This window comes from Bacillus sp. FSL K6-2819, assembly GCF_038008305.1.
Taxonomy (GTDB): domain Bacteria; phylum Bacillota; class Bacilli; order Bacillales; family Bacillaceae; genus Bacillus; species Bacillus amyloliquefaciens.
The window spans coordinates 2,612,928-2,630,342 of record NZ_JBBOYV010000001.1 but is presented as its reverse complement, the minus strand read 5'-3'; the positions used below and the strand labels follow the sequence as shown (position 1 = coordinate 2,630,342).

The following is a 17,415-nucleotide window of genomic DNA, read 5'->3' as shown; positions in this document are numbered from 1 at the left end:
TTTCAAAGTATGGCGCCCGGCTTCTCGGCAAAACCTATACGTGTTCAACAAAAGGTGGTTGATCACACTTTGAGAACATGCCATGCAGCTGAAGGACGAACAGTTTATGACGAACACAACCGGCGCAGCCTCGGGATGATTTCGGATGTGTGTTTCTCTCTTGACGGCCGGTTTCTCGGTTTTGTGCTGGAGCAGAAACGCCTGTTTCACAACCGCCATCTTTTTTTAGCAGCCAGTGATATAAAAGAGATGGATCAAGAAGCCGTAGCTGCCGCCGAAGCTCATTTGCAGCCTTTGCCGAAGAGCTGTTTCACCTTTGAACAGATTAAGATGCAGCCGGTGAAATCGCCTGATGGTGAAATGTTCGGTTTGCTGGAAGATGTATACTTTTGTTTGGACAAGGGCATAATCGTAGCATATGAACTCACGGACGGTTTCTTTTCAGATCTGGCAGGCAGACGCCAAGTGCGCCGGGCCGCCGATACGCTTATTGAAGCGGGGAAAGACGGTATCGTCCTGAACGGATAAGAGGTGTAGTCTGTGCTTGTATGTCCGAACTGCAAAAGTAAAGATATCGGCAAAATCGGCGTAAACCAATACTATTGCTGGGGCTGCTTTATTGAGCTGACGGTGGCCAAAGGCAAAATTGCGACACATCAAGTAGAGGAAGACGGCACGTTAAGCAGTCTTGATGATTTGTTTTCTGAAGACGAACGCAGTATCAATTTTTAATGTTGAAAGGAGATACGCGCGATGGGCAGAACAATGACCTCTCTATTGGCTTTAGGAGCAGGAGCCGTTATGTATCGTATGGCTTCTCAGTCCGATATGCTGAATAAAAAAGGTATGAAACGGATGAGAAGACGAGTCATGAAAATGTTTTAAGTGAAAAAGGATACTTCTTCGGAAGTATCCTTTTTACGTTTGTCTCGCTTCCAGCCGTCTGGCTGCAAGAGACAGGCTGTAATTGACCGCGAAATACATCAGGGCCGCCAGCAGAAAGATCGGAAAAAAATACCCTCCGTCAGCGCTTTGTCCGTTTAAAATCTGCGCGTTATGAATCAGTTCGGGCAGAGCGATTACGACCGCAAGTGACGTATCCTTTAATAAAGAAATGAACTGGCTCACAATCGGAGGGACCATACGCCTGAGCGCCTGCGGCATCACGACGAGAAAAAGAGTCTGCGTATATGTCAGCCCTGAAGACCGCGCCGCTTCAATCTGTCCTTTTTCAACGGATTGCAAACCGCTTCTGATGATTTCTGACAGCATGGCCGATTCAAAAATCGTAAGCGCCGTGATGGCGGCCGCGGTAATTTCCAGTTTGATGCCGATTTCCGGGAGGGCAAAAAACGTAAAGAAAATGATTAATAACAGCGGCAGATTACGGATGGTTTCGACAATTGCGGCTATAACGCCTGAGACGGCGGGGATTTTCGCATAGCGCAAAGTGCCGGCGGCAAGCCCGAAAATAAAACTGAGAATAATGGAAATGAGCGCAACATAAAGTGTGATCAAAAAGCCGTTCCATAAAAACAGCAGATGATCCGATGTATAGGCGCCGCTAAAATCCATGTTTTTCACTCTCCTTTTTTAATAACTTTTCCCGAGGCGTCTTTCCAAATAGTGAACTCCGATGCTGAGCGGTATTGTTAACATCAAATAAAAAAGCGCGACAAAGATATAGACATCAAACACGACGAGAGTGCTTGAGGAAACGAGATCCGCCTGATACATCAAATCCAGTCCCGCCACCACTCCGAGTATTGATGAGTTTTTGACAAGGTTGAGAAATTGGTTTCCGAGCGGGGGAATCACGATTTTAACGGCCTGAGGGAGAATCACGTATCTCATCGCCTGACTGTAGGTGAAGCCTGACGATCTGGCCGCTTCCATTTGGCCCTTGGAGACAGTCTGAATTCCGGCTCTGATGGCTTCTGCGATAAAAGCGGACGTATATATCGTCAGCGCAATCGTCCCCGCCTGAAAGCCGTCCAGTCTCAGTCCGGCGTTCGGAAGTCCGAAATAAAATACGAAGGTGATGAGGAGAAGCGGAATGTTCCGGATAAATTCCACATACGCAGTCCCGATCCATTGGATGGGTTTGAAAGCCGTGATTCTCATGACTGCGATCAGAACGCCCAGCGCGAAGCTGCCTGCCAGCGCGATGAAGCTCGCAAGCAATGTGTGCAGGAAACCGTCCATGTACATATCGAAGTTTTCCATTAAAATTGAAAAGTTCATGCCATGTCACTCCTTATAAAACGGGGATGAGCATGCCTGCTCACCCCGCGGTCCGTTCTATTTTGCCGGTTCTTCTTTGATCCATTTTTTATAGATTTTTCCATACCTGCCGTCAGCTTTCATTTTTTTCAAAGAAGCGTTGATTTCCTTGACGAGTCCGGATTGGCCTTTTTTGACGGCGATTCCGTAAGGCTCATCGGTGAATGTGCCGCCTGTCAGCTGATATTGTTTATTTTCATCCGCCATGCCGTATAAAATCGCATTATCAGTTGTGAGCGCATCTCCCTGTCCCGCCTTGAGCGCGGTAAACGCTTCGGCGTAATTTTCAAATTCCAGAACGGAGGCGTCAGGCGCTTTTTCTCTGATGTTTTGTGAGGAAGTGGAGCCTTTTACCGCCAACACTTTTGAACCTTTTTTGAGGTCTTCGGTGCTTTTGATGCTGCTTCCTTTTTTGACGAGCAGGGATTGCCCGGCTTCAAAATAAACGTCTGAGAAATCAACTTCTTTTTTCCGCTCATCCGTTATCGTCATTGTGGCCGTGATGGCATCGATATCTCCGTTTTGCAGCATCGGAATTCTCGTTTTCGACGTCACTTCCTTAAACTCCGCTTTTTTCTCATCCCCCAGAATATCTTTTGCGATCTGTTTGGCAATATCAATATCAAAGCCTTCAATATCGCCGGAGCTCGGATTTTTCAGTCCGAATAATCTTGTATCGGTTTTGACGCCGAAGATAATCTTGTCTCTGTCTTTAATTGAGGCTAACGTGTCTTTTCCCGTACCCTTTGAATCGCCGGCCGTTTCTTTCCCTCCGCAGGCGGCCAGCATAAAGACGGCCAGCAGAGATATCAAACCGACAGATAACCATTTTGTTACGCGTGACATAATCGTTCCCCCGTTTCTTTTCAGTGATTTAAAATACGGCTTAAGAATAAACGCGCCCTCTCTTCACGAGGGCTTGCGTAAAACTCAGCCGGTGCAGCTTCTTCCAAGATAGATCCCCCGTCGATAAATACGATGCGGTCTGCCACTTCTTTGGCGAATCCCATTTCATGGGTGACGACTACCATGGTCATGCCTTCTTTTGCGAGTGTTTTCATGACATCCAGCACTTCCCCGATCATTTCCGGATCAAGCGCGGATGTCGGTTCATCAAACAGCATCACCTCAGGCTTCATCGCAAGCCCTCTGGCAATGGCCACACGCTGCTGCTGGCCGCCTGAAAGCTGTGAAGGATAGGCGTCCGCTTTGTCCGGTATACCGACTTTTTTCAAATAATATAAGGCCGTTTCTTTTGCTTCTTCTTTTGATTGTTTGAGCACTTTGATCGGTGCGAGCATGATGTTTTGCAGCACGGTTTTGTGCGGATACAGATGAAAATGCTGAAACACCATACCGATGTTGCGGCGGACTTTATTCATATCCGTTTTCTTGTCATGGATGTCGGCGCCATTTACCGTCAAGGCGCCTTCATCAACCGTTTCCAGCTGATTGATGCAGCGGAGAAGCGTGCTTTTTCCCGATCCTGAAGGTCCGATGATAACGACGACTTCCCCTTTTTTAATGTGCAGATTAATGTTCTTCAGCACGTGAAAATGTCCGTAATGCTTATTTACATCCTGAAATGAGATCATGGCAATCCTCCTAAGAAAAACATGTCATATAGACTAATAAGTTTTCGAATTAACTTCATGCTATGATAATTATTCAGATTTTTATGATTTATATTCAAACTTTTTTGTAATTTCAGATAATTATTTCCGTCAAGAGATCTGCGTCATAAGGCGGACTTTATGAAACGGGAATAATTCCGGCTTTCTGTCAAAAGATAAAGCAAGAGGTGAAACGTCATGCTTCAAAAACCGCTGCAGCTCTTAATGTGGACGGCTGTATGTCTGCTCGTTTTGTTAACAGTGTATGTCTTTTGTATGCTCGATATGTTATGGGCACCCATATGGCTTGTTATAAAATCTCTCTTTATTCCTATATTCATCGCAGTATTTATTGCTTATCTTTTACTTCCGATTACTGAATGGCTTCATGGGAAAGGGATGCCTAGAACTTTAAGCCTGCTTCTGATTTATTTCCTGTTTTTCGGCGGAATCGGCTGGGGGGTTTATAAAGGAGTTCCTGTTTTAATTGAACAGCTGCAGGATCTGTCTGAGAGCATTCCCGGGCTTGCTGAAAACTACAACAGCATGCTGAGGCATCTGCACAATCATACGGATCATTGGCCTGACGGCATGCACCACCGGATGGACAAAATGATTCAGCAGACAGAAACGTTCCTTGCCGGAACGATTGAGAGCACGATCAGAAGCATCCGTTTCGTGTTTGATTATATCCTGATTGCGGCGACGATTCCTTTTCTCGTTTTCTATATGGTGAAGGATATAGACGCCATGAAAAAGACGGTCTGGTATTTGACGCCGAAGTCCTGGAGAAAAAGGGGGAGTGAATTTCTGCGGGATGTGGACGATTCCCTCGGAGATTACATCCGCGGACAGCTTCTCGTTTGTTTTTTGCTCGGGTTAATAGCAGGCTGTTCTTTTTGGATGTTCGGCCTTCCTTATCCGCTGATCTTGGGCCTTGTCATCGGCATTACGAATGTCATACCGTATTTCGGTCCGTTTATCGGCGCTGTTCCGGCGCTGCTCCTTGCGCTGGCGCTTTCTGCAAAGGCTGTGATCATCGTGATTATCACGATTTTTATTCTTCAATTTATAGAAGGGAATATTTTGAGTCCGCTCATTGTCGGGCGAAGCCTCAGAATGCATCCCGTCGTGATTATGCTTGCACTTCTTGCCGGAGGAGAGCTTGCGGGGATTCCCGGCATGATTCTCGCCGTTCCGGCAGCAGCCGTTTTAAAAGTGACGGCCATTCACTTTTTGCGGATCAGGACGGAACATTGACATTCGGGTTCTGCTTGTCTATAATTTCGAGTAGAATACATACGAATCTCGAGTGACGGATATGAGTACGCCGAAGCCCTGTTTAAGAGAGAAGCTCCGATACGCTGAAAGGAGCTTCAGCAGAAGATTGGCCGAAGCTAATCCTGAGTGCAGTTAAAGGCTGCCGCAGTCCTGCGTTACGGGATGAAAGGTGACGGGTCTTTTTCGGCCTGTAATCAGGGTGGTACCGCGAGACAGCTCTCGTCCCTGTGTGAACGCATGGTTTGCATAGGGAGAGAGCTTTTTTGCTGTCGCAAAAGAGAATTTCGGGTAGTGATAAGGAGGAATATAGATGAAACACTTAACATCTGCTGAAGTGCGTCAAATGTTTTTAGATTTCTTTAAAGAAAAAGGCCATGCTGTTGAACCGAGCGCTTCATTGGTTCCGCATGAAGATCCGTCTTTATTGTGGATCAACAGCGGCGTTGCGACGCTGAAAAAATACTTTGACGGGCGCGTTGTGCCGGAGAATCCGAGAATTGTAAACGCGCAAAAATCAATCCGCACAAATGACATTGAAAATGTGGGGAAAACGGCGCGCCACCATACGTTCTTTGAGATGCTCGGAAACTTTTCCATCGGTGATTATTTTAAAGAAGAAGCGATCACGTGGGCATGGGAGTTTTTAACGAGCGAAAAGTGGATCGGCTTTGATCCGGAGCTCCTGTCCGTAACGGTTCACCCGGAGGATGAAGAAGCCTATACGTTATGGGCGGAAAAAATCGGCGTCCCGGAAGAAAGAATCATCCGTCTGGAAGGGAACTTCTGGGATATCGGCGAAGGCCCGAGCGGACCGAATACGGAAATTTTCTATGACCGCGGCGAGAAATACGGCAATGACCCGTCAGATTCTGAATTGTATCCGGGCGGCGAAAATGACCGTTATCTTGAAGTGTGGAACCTGGTATTCTCAGAGTTTAACCACAATCCGGACGGCACGTACACACCGCTTCCGAAGAAAAACATTGATACGGGCATGGGGCTTGAACGGATGGTCTCCGTTATCCAGAATGTTCCGACAAACTTTGACACTGATTTGTTTATGCCGATTATTGAAGCGGCAGAGCGCATTTCCGGAGATGCTTACGGAAAGGATGCGGTGAAGGATACGGCCTTTAAAGTGATTGCCGATCATATCAGAACGGTCGCATTTGCGGTAAGCGACGGAGCGCTGCCGTCAAACGAAGGGCGCGGGTATGTACTGAGACGCCTCTTGCGCCGGGCTGTGCGATACGCGAAAACAATCGGTATCAGCCGTCCGTTTATGTACGAGTTAGTACCGACCGTTGCAGGAATTATGGACGCTTTTTATCCGGAGGTAAAAGAAAAGCAAGAGTTTATCGCCAAAGTCATCAAAACGGAGGAAGAGCGCTTCCATGAAACATTGAACGAAGGTTTGGCGATTTTATCTGACGTGATAAAGAAAGAGAAAGAAAACGGCAGCGGCATCATCTCCGGAAAAGACGTATTCAAACTGTACGATACGTACGGATTCCCAGTTGAATTGACGGAGGAATACGCGGAAGATGAACAAATGAAGGTTGACCATAAAGGCTTTGAAGCCGAAATGGAGAAACAGCGTGAACGGGCGAGAAATGCGCGCCAAGATGTAGGAAGCATGCAGGTGCAGGGCGGCGCATTACGCGACATTACCGCAGAAAGCACGTTTGTCGGCTACAGTGCCACAAAAGCTGAAGCCAAGGTGATCGAGCTTCTTCATGACGGACAATTAATCAGCGAGGCTCATGAAGGGGATACCGTTCAGATTCTTCTTGATGAGACGCCTTTCTATGCTGAAAGCGGCGGACAGATCGGTGACAGAGGGGTGCTGAGAAGCGCGCAGGCTGTCGTAACCATTAAAGATGTGAAAAAAGCTCCGAACGGCCAGCATGTACACGAGGGCACAGTGGATAGCGGCACGATTCAAAAAGGGGCAAGCGTGACGGCTGAAGTAGAGGATCAAATGAGAAGCGGCGTGGTGAAAAACCACACGGCAACCCACCTTTTGCACCAGGCGCTGAAAGACGTTCTCGGCACACATGTCAACCAAGCGGGTTCACTTGTTACCGAAAATCGTCTTCGTTTTGACTTCTCTCACTTCGGCCAAGTGACTAAAGAGGAACTTGAGCGCATTGAAGGAATCGTCAACGAAAAGATCTGGGCGAGCATTCCGGTGGCGATTGACTTAAAACCGATCAATGAAGCAAAAGAAATGGGCGCAATGGCTCTGTTCGGCGAGAAATACGGCGATATCGTCCGTGTCGTACAAGTCGGCGATTACAGCCTTGAGCTTTGCGGCGGATGCCATGTCACGAATACGGCTGAAATCGGCCTGTTTAAAATCGTATCCGAATCAGGGATCGGCGCAGGTACGCGAAGAATCGAAGCCGTAACAGGAAAAGGCGCGTATCAGGAAATGAACAGCCAGCTCAGCCTTTTGCAGCATGCTGCGGATGAGCTGAAAACAAACGTAAAAGACGTGCCGAAGCGGATCCAGTCTCTTCAAGCGGAGCTGAAAGAAGCGCAACGAGAAAATGAATCATTGCTAAGCAAACTCGGCAATGTGGAAGCCGGAGCCATTCTGTCTAAAGTAAAAGACATCGGCGGTGTAAAAGTGCTGGCTGAAAAAGTGAACGCGAAAGACATGAACCACCTTCGCACAATGGTGGATGACCTGAAGGCGAAGCTCGGTTCTGCGGTTATCATTCTCGGTGCCGTGCAAAATGACAAAGTCAACCTGTCAGCAGGCGTAACAAAAGACCTGATCGAAAAAGGCCTTCACGCCGGCAAAATGGTCAAACAAGCGGCTGAAGTCTGCGGAGGCGGAGGCGGAGGCCGTCCGGACATGGCGCAGGCCGGCGGAAAGCAGCCTGAGAAATTGGAAGAGGCGCTCACTTCTGCGGAAGATTGGATAAAATCCGTTTTATAATCCTTTCAACTAGTGTAGAATGATGATAAGATGAGGACCTCAGGCTGAACTTTGCCTGCGAATTTGGGAAAGAGGTGCAAAACGGTGAGCTCGTTTGATAAAACGATGAAATTTAATTTCTCCGATGATTCTGCTGAAACAAACGTCGAAGAAGTGCTGATTACGGTGTATGATGCGCTTCAGGAAAAAGGATACAATCCTATCAACCAGATTGTCGGATACTTGCTGTCAGGAGATCCTGCATACATTCCTAGGCATCGCGACGCCCGGAACTTAATTCGCAAATTGGAACGTGACGAATTAATTGAGGAATTGGTAAAATCCTATCTAGAACAGCATAAAGAGGCGTAAATACATTCATGAGAATATTGGGACTTGATCTGGGAACGAAGACACTCGGCGTAGCTTTAAGCGATGAAATGGGCTGGACCGCTCAGGGCATTGAGACGATAAAAATAAACGAGGCTGAAGGAGATTACGGTCTGGACCGTTTATCCGAGCTGATGAAAGACTATAATGTAGAGAAGATCGTACTCGGTTTTCCGAAAAACATGAACGGGACGATCGGTCCGAGAGGCGAAGCCAGCCAAACATTTGCGAAACTGCTTGAAACAGCGTACAATGTCCCTGTTGTGCTGTGGGACGAGCGTCTGACGACGATGGCGGCTGAAAAAATGCTGATCGCGGCTGACGTCAGCAGGCAAAAACGAAAAAAAGTCATTGATAAAATGGCGGCTGTCATGATACTTCAAGGGTTTCTGGACAGTCTAAACTAAGAGGTGAAAGAAATGGAACACGGCGAAAAACACATTACGATTGTCGATGATCAAGGCAACGAACAGCTTTGCGAAGTGCTGTTCACATTTGAAAACGACACATTCAACAAATCTTACGTACTTTATTATCCGATTGATGCTCAGGACGATGATGAAATCGAAATTCACGCTTCAAGCTTCGAGCCGAATGAAAACGGTGAAGACGGCGAACTGATGCCGATTGAAACTGATGAAGAGTGGGAAATGATCGAAGAAACGCTGAACACGTTTTTAGCGGAAGAAGACGAAGAATAAAATGAACAAAAAAGCCGGAGCGCATATGCCGCTTCGGCTTTTTTTGTAATAAATTGCCGAATGCGCATGAATCATGTAGTATAAGAGCTGTTGGGAGGAAAATACTTGTATGACTATCAATCAGACTAAAAATTCATTTCTGCGTAAAAACAAAAAAACGACGATAATACTGTCCTCCGTGATCGCTCTTTTTATCATCATTTGCGGTGCTTTTTTCTATGGAAAATCACTGCTGTCTCCGGTTGACGAAGGCAGCAAAACGACAGTCAACATTAATATTCCAAGCGGTTCTTCGGTTTCGGCAATCGCTGAGATTCTTGAGGATCAGCATGTCATCAAAAGCAAAAAAGCATTTCAGCTGTATGTGAAGTATAAAGGCGCTTCCGGATTTCAGGCCGGATTTTACCATCTGAATAAAGGAATGGACGCGGATGCGATTATTAAAAAACTGACCGCGGGATCTGCGGGATATGCCTTTCAGATCACCGTTCCTGAAGGAAAACAGCTTACACAGATTGCTGATGCGATCGCAAACGAAACATCATATTCAAAAGAAGAGATCATGGCGAAACTGGACGACAAAACATTTATTAACAAACTGAAAAACAAGTTTCCTGATACGATAACGGACGCTCTTTCAAACAAGAAGCTTAAGCATCCGCTTGAAGGCTATCTGTATCCGGCTACATATCCGTTTAATGATCCGGATGCATCGCTTGACAAGATTTTGACGGCAATGGTTCAGGAAACAAACACCCGTATTGAAACCTATAAATCAGAACTGGAAAAAAAGAAACTTTCCGTCCATAACGCTCTGACGATGGCATCGCTTATCGAAGAGGAAGCCACCGCCAAAGCCGACCGTCACAAAATCGCAAGCGTTTTTTACAATAGGCTTGCAGAAAAAATGCCGCTGCAGACTGACCCGACGGTTTTATATGCGGCCGGCAAGCATAAAAGCCGTGTCTACTACAAAGACCTGAAAATTGATTCTCCGTATAATACGTATAAGAATAAGGGGCTGCCGCCGGGACCGATTGCAAATGCCGGGGATTCATCATGGGAAGCGGCTCTCAATCCTGACAAAACGGATTATCTCTATTTCCTGGCAAAATCAAACGGCGAGGTCGTTTTCACGAAAACATTAAAAGATCATAATAAAGCGAAGGAAAAGTATATTTCCAAAAAAGACAGTGAATAAAAGGGGGGCAAAAGCTCTCCTTTTATTCCATTCTGAAAGGTTTTATGATAAAATATATCGGGTTGTTTACTTATGAATAAAGAAGTGTCTTAAGAGAGTGTCCCCGCGGATTCGTCAGGGGCACTCCTTTTTAGAACGGAGGCTGTTTGCCGTGAATGATCGGTATGAACAAATAAACGAGTATATAAACGCGATGCTGAAGCCTCGGCCTGATAAAGTGAAAAAGCTTGAAGCCTATGCAAAAGAGCACCATGTTCCGATTATGGAAGAAGCGGGCATTGAAGTGCTGCTTCAAATGCTGTCGATTCAACAGGCGAAAAACATATTGGAAATCGGCACGGCAATCGGGTATTCCGCCATACGGATGGCGCTTGAGCTTCCGGATGCGAATATTTACACGATTGAACGGGACGACAAACGCTATGAAGAAGCTGTGAACAATATAAAAGACTTTGAAATGGAAAATCGGATTCACGTACTGTACGGGGATGCGCTGACACTTTCTGAGTCAGTTCGTGTCACGGCTCCTTATGATGCCATTTTTATCGATGCGGCCAAAGGCCAGTACACGAACTTTTTTGAGCTCTATGAACCGATGCTTGCGCCGGATGGCGTCATTTTCACGGACAACGTCCTGTTTAAAGGACTGGTGGCACAAGATCACTCGGAAATTGAGCCGAAAAGAAAACGGAAGCTTGTTGAAAAAATTGATCAATATAACCAATGGCTGATGAACCGCTCTGACTATCAAACGGTTATACTGCCGGTCGGAGACGGCATCGCCATCAGTAAAAAGAAGAGGTGAATGATCATGAAAAAACCTGAACTTTTGGTGACTCCGACTTCCGTACAGGATATTCTTCCGCTCATTCAAGCGGGCGCAACGGCGCTGTTAGTCGGAGAACAAAGATACGGCCTGAGACTGGCCGGAGAATTTTCAAGAGAAGATATAAAAGAAGCCGTAAAGACAGCTCACCAAGAAGGTGCGAAAGTGTACGCTGCTGTCAATGCTATTTTTCACAATGAAAAAGTGGACGAGCTGAACGGCTATCTTGCCTTTTTGCAGGAAGCCGGCGTTGATGCGGCTGTTTTCGGCGACCCGGCCGTTTTAATGGCGGCGCGGGAAGCGGCTCCCGGGCTCAAACTCCACTGGAGCACGGAAACAACGGGAACCAACTACTATTCCTGCAATTACTGGGGACGCAAAGGCGCACGGCGTGCAGTGCTGGCTAAGGAATTAAATATGGACAGCATCATTGACATAAAAGAAAACGCCGAAGTGGAAATTGAAATTCAAATCCACGGTATGACCTGCATGTTCCAATCCAAGCGTTCGTTAGTGGGCCATTACTTCGAATACCAAGGAAAAGTCATGGACATCGAACAGAAGAAAAAAGAAGCGGGCATGTTTCTGCATGACAAGGAACGGGGCAATAAATACCCGATTTTTGAAGACGAAAACGGCACGCACATCATGAGCCCGAACGATGTGTGCATGATTGATGAGTTAGAGGATCTGATGGAAGCCGGCATTGATTCTTTCAAAATCGACGGAGTCTTGAAGTCTCCTGAATACTTAATTGAAGTAACCCGCATGTACAGAGAAGCAATCGATCTGTGCTTCGGCAGCCGGGAGACATATGAAGAGAAAAAAGAGAGCTGGATAGAACGGATTGAAAGCATTCAGCCTGTGAACAGAAGCATCGACACAGGATTCTTCTTTAAAGAAACGGTCTATTAAAAAGGAGGATGCAACGGATGACAGCCGTAAATCAAACCATTTCCAAAGTCGTAAACGGAAAACGCGTCATTACGAAAAAACCTGAACTCCTTGCTCCGGCAGGAAACCTTGAAAAATTAAAAATTGCCGTTCATTACGGAGCGGACGCGGTTTTTATCGGAGGACAGGAATACGGACTCCGCTCAAATGCGGATAACTTCTCTATAGAAGAAATCGCAGAGGGCGTAGAATTTGCCAAAAAATACGGGGCGAAAATATATGTGACAACAAACATTTTTGCCCATAATGAAAACATGGACGGTCTGGAAGAATACTTAAAAGCGTTGGGAGACGCGAAAGTTGCCGGAATTATCGTCGCTGATCCGCTGATTATTGAAACATGCCGGAGAGTGGCCCCGGATGTGGAAATTCATCTCAGCACCCAGCAGTCCCTTTCAAACTGGAAAGCGGTGCAGTTCTGGAAAGAAGAAGGGCTTGACCGCGTGGTGCTTGCCCGCGAAACGAGCGGACTGGAAATTAAAGAAATGAAGGAAAAGGTGGATATTGAAATCGAAACCTTTATCCATGGAGCCATGTGTATCGCTTATTCTGGCCGATGCGTGCTGAGCAATCACATGACGGCCCGTGATTCCAACCGCGGCGGCTGCTGTCAGTCCTGCCGCTGGGATTATGACCTGTATCAGACAGACGGTGCGAACGCGGTCGCGCTCTACGGCGAAGACGACGCTCCATTTGCGATGAGCCCGAAAGATTTAAAATTGATTGAATCCATTCCGCAAATGATCGAGATGGGCATCGACAGCCTGAAAATTGAAGGCCGGATGAAATCGATTCATTACGTGGCGACGGTTGTCAGCGTGTATCGCAAAGTCATCGACGCATACTGCGCTGATCCTGAAAACTTTGTCATTCAAAAAGAATGGCTTGATGAGCTGGACAAATGTGCAAACCGGGATACTGCGCCTGCTTTCTTTGAAGGCACGCCCGGTTTTGAAGAGCAGATGTTCGGCGAACACGGAAAGAAAACAACATTTGATTTTGCCGGTCTCGTGCTCGCATATAACGAGGAAACTCAAATGGTGACGCTCCAGCAGCGCAATTTCTTTAAACAAGGTGACGAAGTGGAATTTTTCGGTCCCGAAATCGATAATTTCACATTCACCATCGGCACTATTTGGGACGAAGACGGAAACGAGCTTGATGCTGCCCGCCATCCCCTGCAAATCGTTACATTTAAGGTAGACAAAAAGATTTATCCGAGCAACATGATGAGAAAGGGGAAGTAATCACCAATGGGTAAGAGTCCTGTAGTTATAGGCATCGCAGGAGGTTCCGGATCAGGAAAAACAAGCGTCACACGTTCCATCTACGAACAGTTTAAAGGACACTCGATTTTAATGATCCAGCAAGACCTTTATTATAAAGACCAAAGCCATCTTCCGTTTGAAGAAAGGCTGAACACAAACTACGATCATCCGCTCGCATTTGATAATGACTATTTAATCGAGCATATTCAAGAGCTTTTGAATTATCGGCCGATAGAAAAGCCGATTTATGATTATAAACTGCATACGCGTTCTGAGGAAACCATTCCGGTCGAGCCGAAGGATGTCATTATTCTTGAAGGCATTCTCGTTCTTGAAGATAAAAGGCTTCGCGACCTCATGGATATGAAACTTTATGTCGACACGGACGCGGATCTCCGTATCATCAGACGGATTATGAGAGATATTAACGAAAGAGGCCGTTCTATTGATTCTGTCATCGAGCAGTATGTCTCCGTCGTGAGGCCGATGCATAATCAGTTTGTTGAGCCGACGAAACGCTACGCGGACATCATTATTCCGGAAGGCGGCCAAAATCACGTCGCTATCGATCTGATGGTCACGAAGATTCAAACGATCCTTGAACAAAATGCAATTTTGTAATACCATAGCATAGACATAAATAACTCAGACCATATTATGTATAGGCTGGAAGGGAATGAGACAGTTCCCTTCTTTCCCTGTTTATAAACCGAAACATTTGCAGAAAACACACATTCAGTTTAAGATAAACAGTACCTATATGGGAGAGAAGAACGAGGACTGCCCTGTGTTCTCATTCTTGATTTTTTCGTTTATGCTCTCATACATAATCACACGTTATTGTTGAGGGACAACCACCAAGGAGTGAAGGAACATGGCACAAGAAAAAGTTTTTCCGATGACTCAAGAAGGAAAACAAAAACTTGAACAAGAATTAGAGCAATTGAAAACGGTTAAACGTAAAGAAGTAGTAGAACGCATTAAAATCGCACGAAGCTTCGGGGATCTGTCAGAGAACTCTGAGTATGATTCTGCAAAAGAAGAACAGGCATTTGTGGAAGGGCGTATCACGACGCTTGAAAACATGATCCGCAATGCGAAAATCATCGAGGACGACGGCGGTTCAAATGTTGTCGGTTTGGGAAAAACCGTATCATTCATCGAATTGCCTGACGGTGAAGAAGAATCTTACACGATTGTCGGAAGCGCTGAAGCTGATCCGTTTGAAGGGAAAATTTCAAACGACTCGCCAATCGCCAAAAGCCTGCTCGGCAGAAAAGTGGACGAAGAAGTCACAGTTCAGACGCCGGGCGGAGAAATGCTCGTGAAAATTGTGAAAATTTCATAAGATCCGTTTAACAATGAAACACCTCGTCCAAAATGTGGATGAGGTGTTTTTTATGATCGTATCAAAAAGGCTGAAAGCGGCCGTTATTTGTTTTCTGCTCGTATTTTTCTTTCTGCTTGCCAGACTTGCTGAAATTCAGCTGTTTTTTACAGAATCTTTTTCAAAATCTAATATTAATCTGATTCAGGAAAGCGTCAAGCAGCGGACTGAAGAAGTCCTTATTTCAGACGGACGCGGCTCTTTTCTTGATCGGAACGGCGAAGAGCTGACCGGAAAAAAGCAGCCGGCCGTCGTTCTGTTTCCCTTTCTCGTGACTCAGGATTGGCCGGTTGACCGGGTATCCGCCATTCTCGGAATGAAACAGGAGGAGCTCAGGCAGCTGCTCACGGAGGCGAAAAAACCGGTGATCCTAAACAGCAAAAAAATCAAACATCTGACGAAACAATCCGTATCAAATATCAATTCTTTGAAATATCCCGGCATTTACGGCGTATATATGAAAGACAGCAAAGAAACAAACATAGCCGCCCATCTGCTGGGCGCGACAAACCAGGACCCGGAGCTTTTGAAAAAGAAATACCCCGGCCGCAAGGAACTGCCGATCACGGCAAAAATCGGGACAAGCGGGATGGAGCGGACGTTTGATGAGTTTTTACTAGCGGATCAGGACACAAAACTTTTGTATCATGTCGACGGAAGGGGAAACCCTTTATTCGGAATGGACGTCAAATATACGGCTGAAGCAAACGCGTTTTATCCGCTGCAAGTCAAAACCTCCATCGACCGCAATATTCAAAAAGCAATGGAAGATGTATTGAAAGACCGCGGGTTAAAAAAGGGGGGAGCCGTCCTTTTAGACATTGAAAAAAGCAGTGTGCTCGGTATGGTATCAAAGCCTGACGCCGACATGTCAAAGCAGCAGACTCTGCAAAATTACATGCTGACGCCGATATATCCGGGATCAGTGTTTAAAACGGTGATCGCCGCAGCCGCAATTGAACAAAATGAAGTGAAGCCGAGCACTTCCTTTAACTGCAGTCTCAACCTGTACGGAGAGCCGGGTGACGACAAAGGCACGCTCAGTTTTGGAGAGAGCTTTGCCCAAAGCTGCAATTATACGTTTACAAGTCTTGCGGAAAAATTGGTCAAAAAAGATGACTCCGTTATTGAAAACATGGCGGAGAAGCTCGGTCTCACACAGCGGGCGGGCTGGGAAGGCAAGCTGTACCGGGAAGACGGATTCAGGCAATTGTATAATGAAAAAAGCGGCGTCATTTGGGGAGATGCCAAAGACAAAACCGTAAAAAGAGCAGTCGCACAGACGGCGATCGGGCAGAAAAACGTGAAAGTCACGCCTCTTGAAGTCGCCAATATGATGGCAACGATCGCACGCGGCGGTGAAAAAAAACAAGTCAAAATCGCAGACAAAATCGAATACAAAAATGGAACGACGATGGCGTCATTCAAAGATCAGCCGCTGAAGGGGAAAAGCATCGATAAATATACGGCGCAGCAGCTTCAAAAAATTCTCAGAGAAGTCGTTACTTCACCGAAAGGAACCGGCAGGAGATTTCAGGATCTGCCGTATGCGGTGGCGGGCAAATCCGGAACGGCCCAGACGGGAATGTTCACACAAGAAAAACAGACGCTTTACCACAAATGGTTTGCGGGATACTTTCCCGCGGACAAGCCGAAATACGCTCTCGTGGTGCTGCACATGGACACGCCGGGGGATAAGGCTCTGACAAATACAGTGTTTTATGATATTGTTAAAAAGGTACATGAAAATGAAACAAACTAGACATAGAACAACCGCTCAGCCCATGTTAAAATATATGCTGAGCAAGAGGGATAAAGGAGTGCAGAATGATTGAGCAATAAACAATCTCGTTTTGAAAACCGTGATAAGCGCAGAAAAGCAAATATGGTGCTTAACATTTTAATTGCTATCGTATCTATTCTTATTGTCGTCGTTGCAGTCAGCCTCTTCATCAACAGCCCGTCCAGCGACGTGAGCGAAAAAGCGGACACGAGCCAAAAGCAGGAAACACCTGCATCAGGCAAGACGAAGCAGACATCAGATGAAGACATAAAAGACAGCAAAAAAGATACGGCGTCAGACGATGACAAAAAAGATAAACAGGATAAGAACACATCTGATTCATCTTCAGACTCTGACAGCAAAAAAGATGATGATTCATCTAAAAGTGATGACAGCAGCAAAAAAGACTCTGATTCAAGCGATCCTTTTAAAGGAGCAGAAATAACAGAGGGCGGCTCATCCAGCAATGTCGATAAAACAATTGTTAACTCAAAATGGAAAGCGGTCGGCACAAAGCAGACGGGAGAACATACGGCGACGTATGATTCAAGCTCTGAAGACTGGTCTGAAATGCTCGACGCCATCTCTTACGCAACCGGCGTGTCAAAAGATCACATGACAGTGCTGTGGCTCGGAAACAATGGAAGCCCGCAAGATGCGAAGGGTAAAATTTTAGACAAAACGAACGGCAAAAAGTATCAGGTTACCATCACTTGGCAAGACAAAAAAGGCTGGAAGCCGACAAAAGTAGAAACATTAAAATAACCGCAAAAAAGCAGCTGAAGAGTCAGCTGCTTTTTTC

Annotated in this window: 20 protein-coding genes; 16 read left to right on the top strand and 4 right to left on the bottom strand. The window is 46.2% G+C overall.

The window, feature by feature from the left end:
- The first annotated feature begins 69 nt into the window (after positions 1–69).
- Genes MHH91_RS13750 through MHH91_RS13740 form a run of 3 tightly spaced genes read left to right on the top strand, consistent with a single transcriptional unit; the run spans position 70 to position 885 of the window.
- Complete coding sequence (locus MHH91_RS13750; RefSeq protein ID WP_014470766.1) at positions 70–528, top strand: PRC-barrel domain-containing protein; 459 nt, start codon at positions 70–72, stop codon at positions 526–528.
- Between the two features lie 12 nt (positions 529–540).
- A complete protein-coding gene (locus MHH91_RS13745; RefSeq protein WP_003152738.1) occupies positions 541–732 on the top strand; it encodes a hypothetical protein in 192 nt (63 codons plus the stop codon).
- Between the two features lie 21 nt (positions 733–753).
- Positions 754–885 carry a YrzQ family protein gene (locus MHH91_RS13740; RefSeq protein WP_003152741.1) on the top strand — a complete coding sequence of 44 codons (132 nt, stop codon included), beginning with the start codon at positions 754–756 and terminating at the stop codon, positions 883–885.
- Between the two features lie 33 nt (positions 886–918).
- On the opposite strand, the gene MHH91_RS13735 is transcribed toward MHH91_RS13740, so the two are convergent.
- The 4 genes from MHH91_RS13735 to MHH91_RS13720 are packed head-to-tail and all read right to left on the bottom strand — an operon-like array spanning position 919 to position 3,878.
- The gene (locus tag MHH91_RS13735; RefSeq protein WP_014470765.1) at positions 919–1,575 is read right to left on the bottom strand and encodes an amino acid ABC transporter permease; all 657 of its coding nucleotides are present in this window, start codon (positions 1,573–1,575) and stop codon (positions 919–921) included.
- Between the two features lie 18 nt (positions 1,576–1,593).
- The gene (locus MHH91_RS13730; RefSeq protein WP_014470764.1) at positions 1,594–2,244 is read right to left on the bottom strand and encodes an amino acid ABC transporter permease; all 651 of its coding nucleotides are present in this window, start codon (positions 2,242–2,244) and stop codon (positions 1,594–1,596) included.
- A 57-nt stretch (positions 2,245–2,301) separates the two neighbouring features.
- Positions 2,302–3,129 (bottom strand): transporter substrate-binding domain-containing protein, encoded by an 828-nt coding sequence (locus tag MHH91_RS13725; protein WP_014470763.1) that lies wholly within the window; start codon positions 3,127–3,129, stop codon positions 2,302–2,304.
- A 20-nt stretch (positions 3,130–3,149) separates the two neighbouring features.
- The gene (locus tag MHH91_RS13720; protein ID WP_014470762.1) at positions 3,150–3,878 is read right to left on the bottom strand and encodes an amino acid ABC transporter ATP-binding protein; all 729 of its coding nucleotides are present in this window, start codon (positions 3,876–3,878) and stop codon (positions 3,150–3,152) included.
- A 216-nt stretch (positions 3,879–4,094) separates the two neighbouring features.
- Between MHH91_RS13720 and MHH91_RS13715 the strand changes: the two genes are divergently transcribed.
- The 13 genes from MHH91_RS13715 to MHH91_RS13655 all read left to right on the top strand — a co-directional run bounded on the left by MHH91_RS13715 (position 4,095) and on the right by MHH91_RS13655 (position 17,378).
- Positions 4,095–5,156: an AI-2E family transporter gene (locus MHH91_RS13715; RefSeq protein WP_014472136.1), complete on the top strand. Its 1,062-nt coding sequence runs from the start codon at positions 4,095–4,097 to the stop codon at positions 5,154–5,156.
- A gap of 331 nt (positions 5,157–5,487) precedes the next feature.
- Complete coding sequence (alaS, locus tag MHH91_RS13710) at positions 5,488–8,124, top strand: alanine--tRNA ligase (RefSeq protein WP_014470760.1); 2,637 nt, start codon at positions 5,488–5,490, stop codon at positions 8,122–8,124.
- Between the two features lie 84 nt (positions 8,125–8,208).
- Positions 8,209–8,475, top strand: coding sequence for an IreB family regulatory phosphoprotein (locus MHH91_RS13705; RefSeq protein WP_003152749.1), 267 nt, complete (start codon positions 8,209–8,211; stop codon positions 8,473–8,475).
- Positions 8,476–8,483: 8 nt separating this feature from the next.
- Positions 8,484–8,900, top strand: coding sequence for a Holliday junction resolvase RuvX (gene ruvX, locus MHH91_RS13700; RefSeq protein WP_014470759.1), 417 nt, complete (start codon positions 8,484–8,486; stop codon positions 8,898–8,900).
- Positions 8,901–8,912: 12 nt separating this feature from the next.
- Positions 8,913–9,194, top strand: a complete 282-nt coding sequence (locus tag MHH91_RS13695; RefSeq protein WP_003152751.1) for a DUF1292 domain-containing protein — start codon at positions 8,913–8,915, stop codon at positions 9,192–9,194.
- A gap of 109 nt (positions 9,195–9,303) precedes the next feature.
- On the top strand, positions 9,304–10,395 hold the full coding sequence (gene mltG / locus MHH91_RS13690) for an endolytic transglycosylase MltG (protein ID WP_014470758.1): 1,092 nt from the start codon (positions 9,304–9,306) through the stop codon (positions 10,393–10,395).
- Positions 10,396–10,546: 151 nt separating this feature from the next.
- Entirely contained in the window at positions 10,547–11,200 is a 654-nt protein-coding gene (locus MHH91_RS13685) for an O-methyltransferase (RefSeq protein WP_014470757.1), read from the top strand.
- A 6-nt stretch (positions 11,201–11,206) separates the two neighbouring features.
- Positions 11,207–12,136, top strand: coding sequence for a peptidase U32 family protein (locus MHH91_RS13680; RefSeq protein WP_014470756.1), 930 nt, complete (start codon positions 11,207–11,209; stop codon positions 12,134–12,136).
- A gap of 17 nt (positions 12,137–12,153) precedes the next feature.
- Entirely contained in the window at positions 12,154–13,422 is a 1,269-nt protein-coding gene (locus tag MHH91_RS13675) for a peptidase U32 family protein (RefSeq protein WP_014470755.1), read from the top strand.
- A gap of 6 nt (positions 13,423–13,428) precedes the next feature.
- Positions 13,429–14,064 carry a uridine kinase gene (udk, locus tag MHH91_RS13670; protein WP_003152763.1) on the top strand — a complete coding sequence of 212 codons (636 nt, stop codon included), beginning with the start codon at positions 13,429–13,431 and terminating at the stop codon, positions 14,062–14,064.
- A 253-nt stretch (positions 14,065–14,317) separates the two neighbouring features.
- Entirely contained in the window at positions 14,318–14,791 is a 474-nt protein-coding gene (gene greA / locus MHH91_RS13665) for a transcription elongation factor GreA (protein WP_014470754.1), read from the top strand.
- A 52-nt stretch (positions 14,792–14,843) separates the two neighbouring features.
- Entirely contained in the window at positions 14,844–16,592 is a 1,749-nt protein-coding gene (locus tag MHH91_RS13660) for a peptidoglycan D,D-transpeptidase FtsI family protein (RefSeq protein WP_038462948.1), read from the top strand.
- A gap of 69 nt (positions 16,593–16,661) precedes the next feature.
- Positions 16,662–17,378, top strand: a complete 717-nt coding sequence (locus tag MHH91_RS13655) for a YrrS family protein (RefSeq protein WP_014470752.1) — start codon at positions 16,662–16,664, stop codon at positions 17,376–17,378.
- Positions 17,379–17,415: the final 37 nt, after the last annotated feature.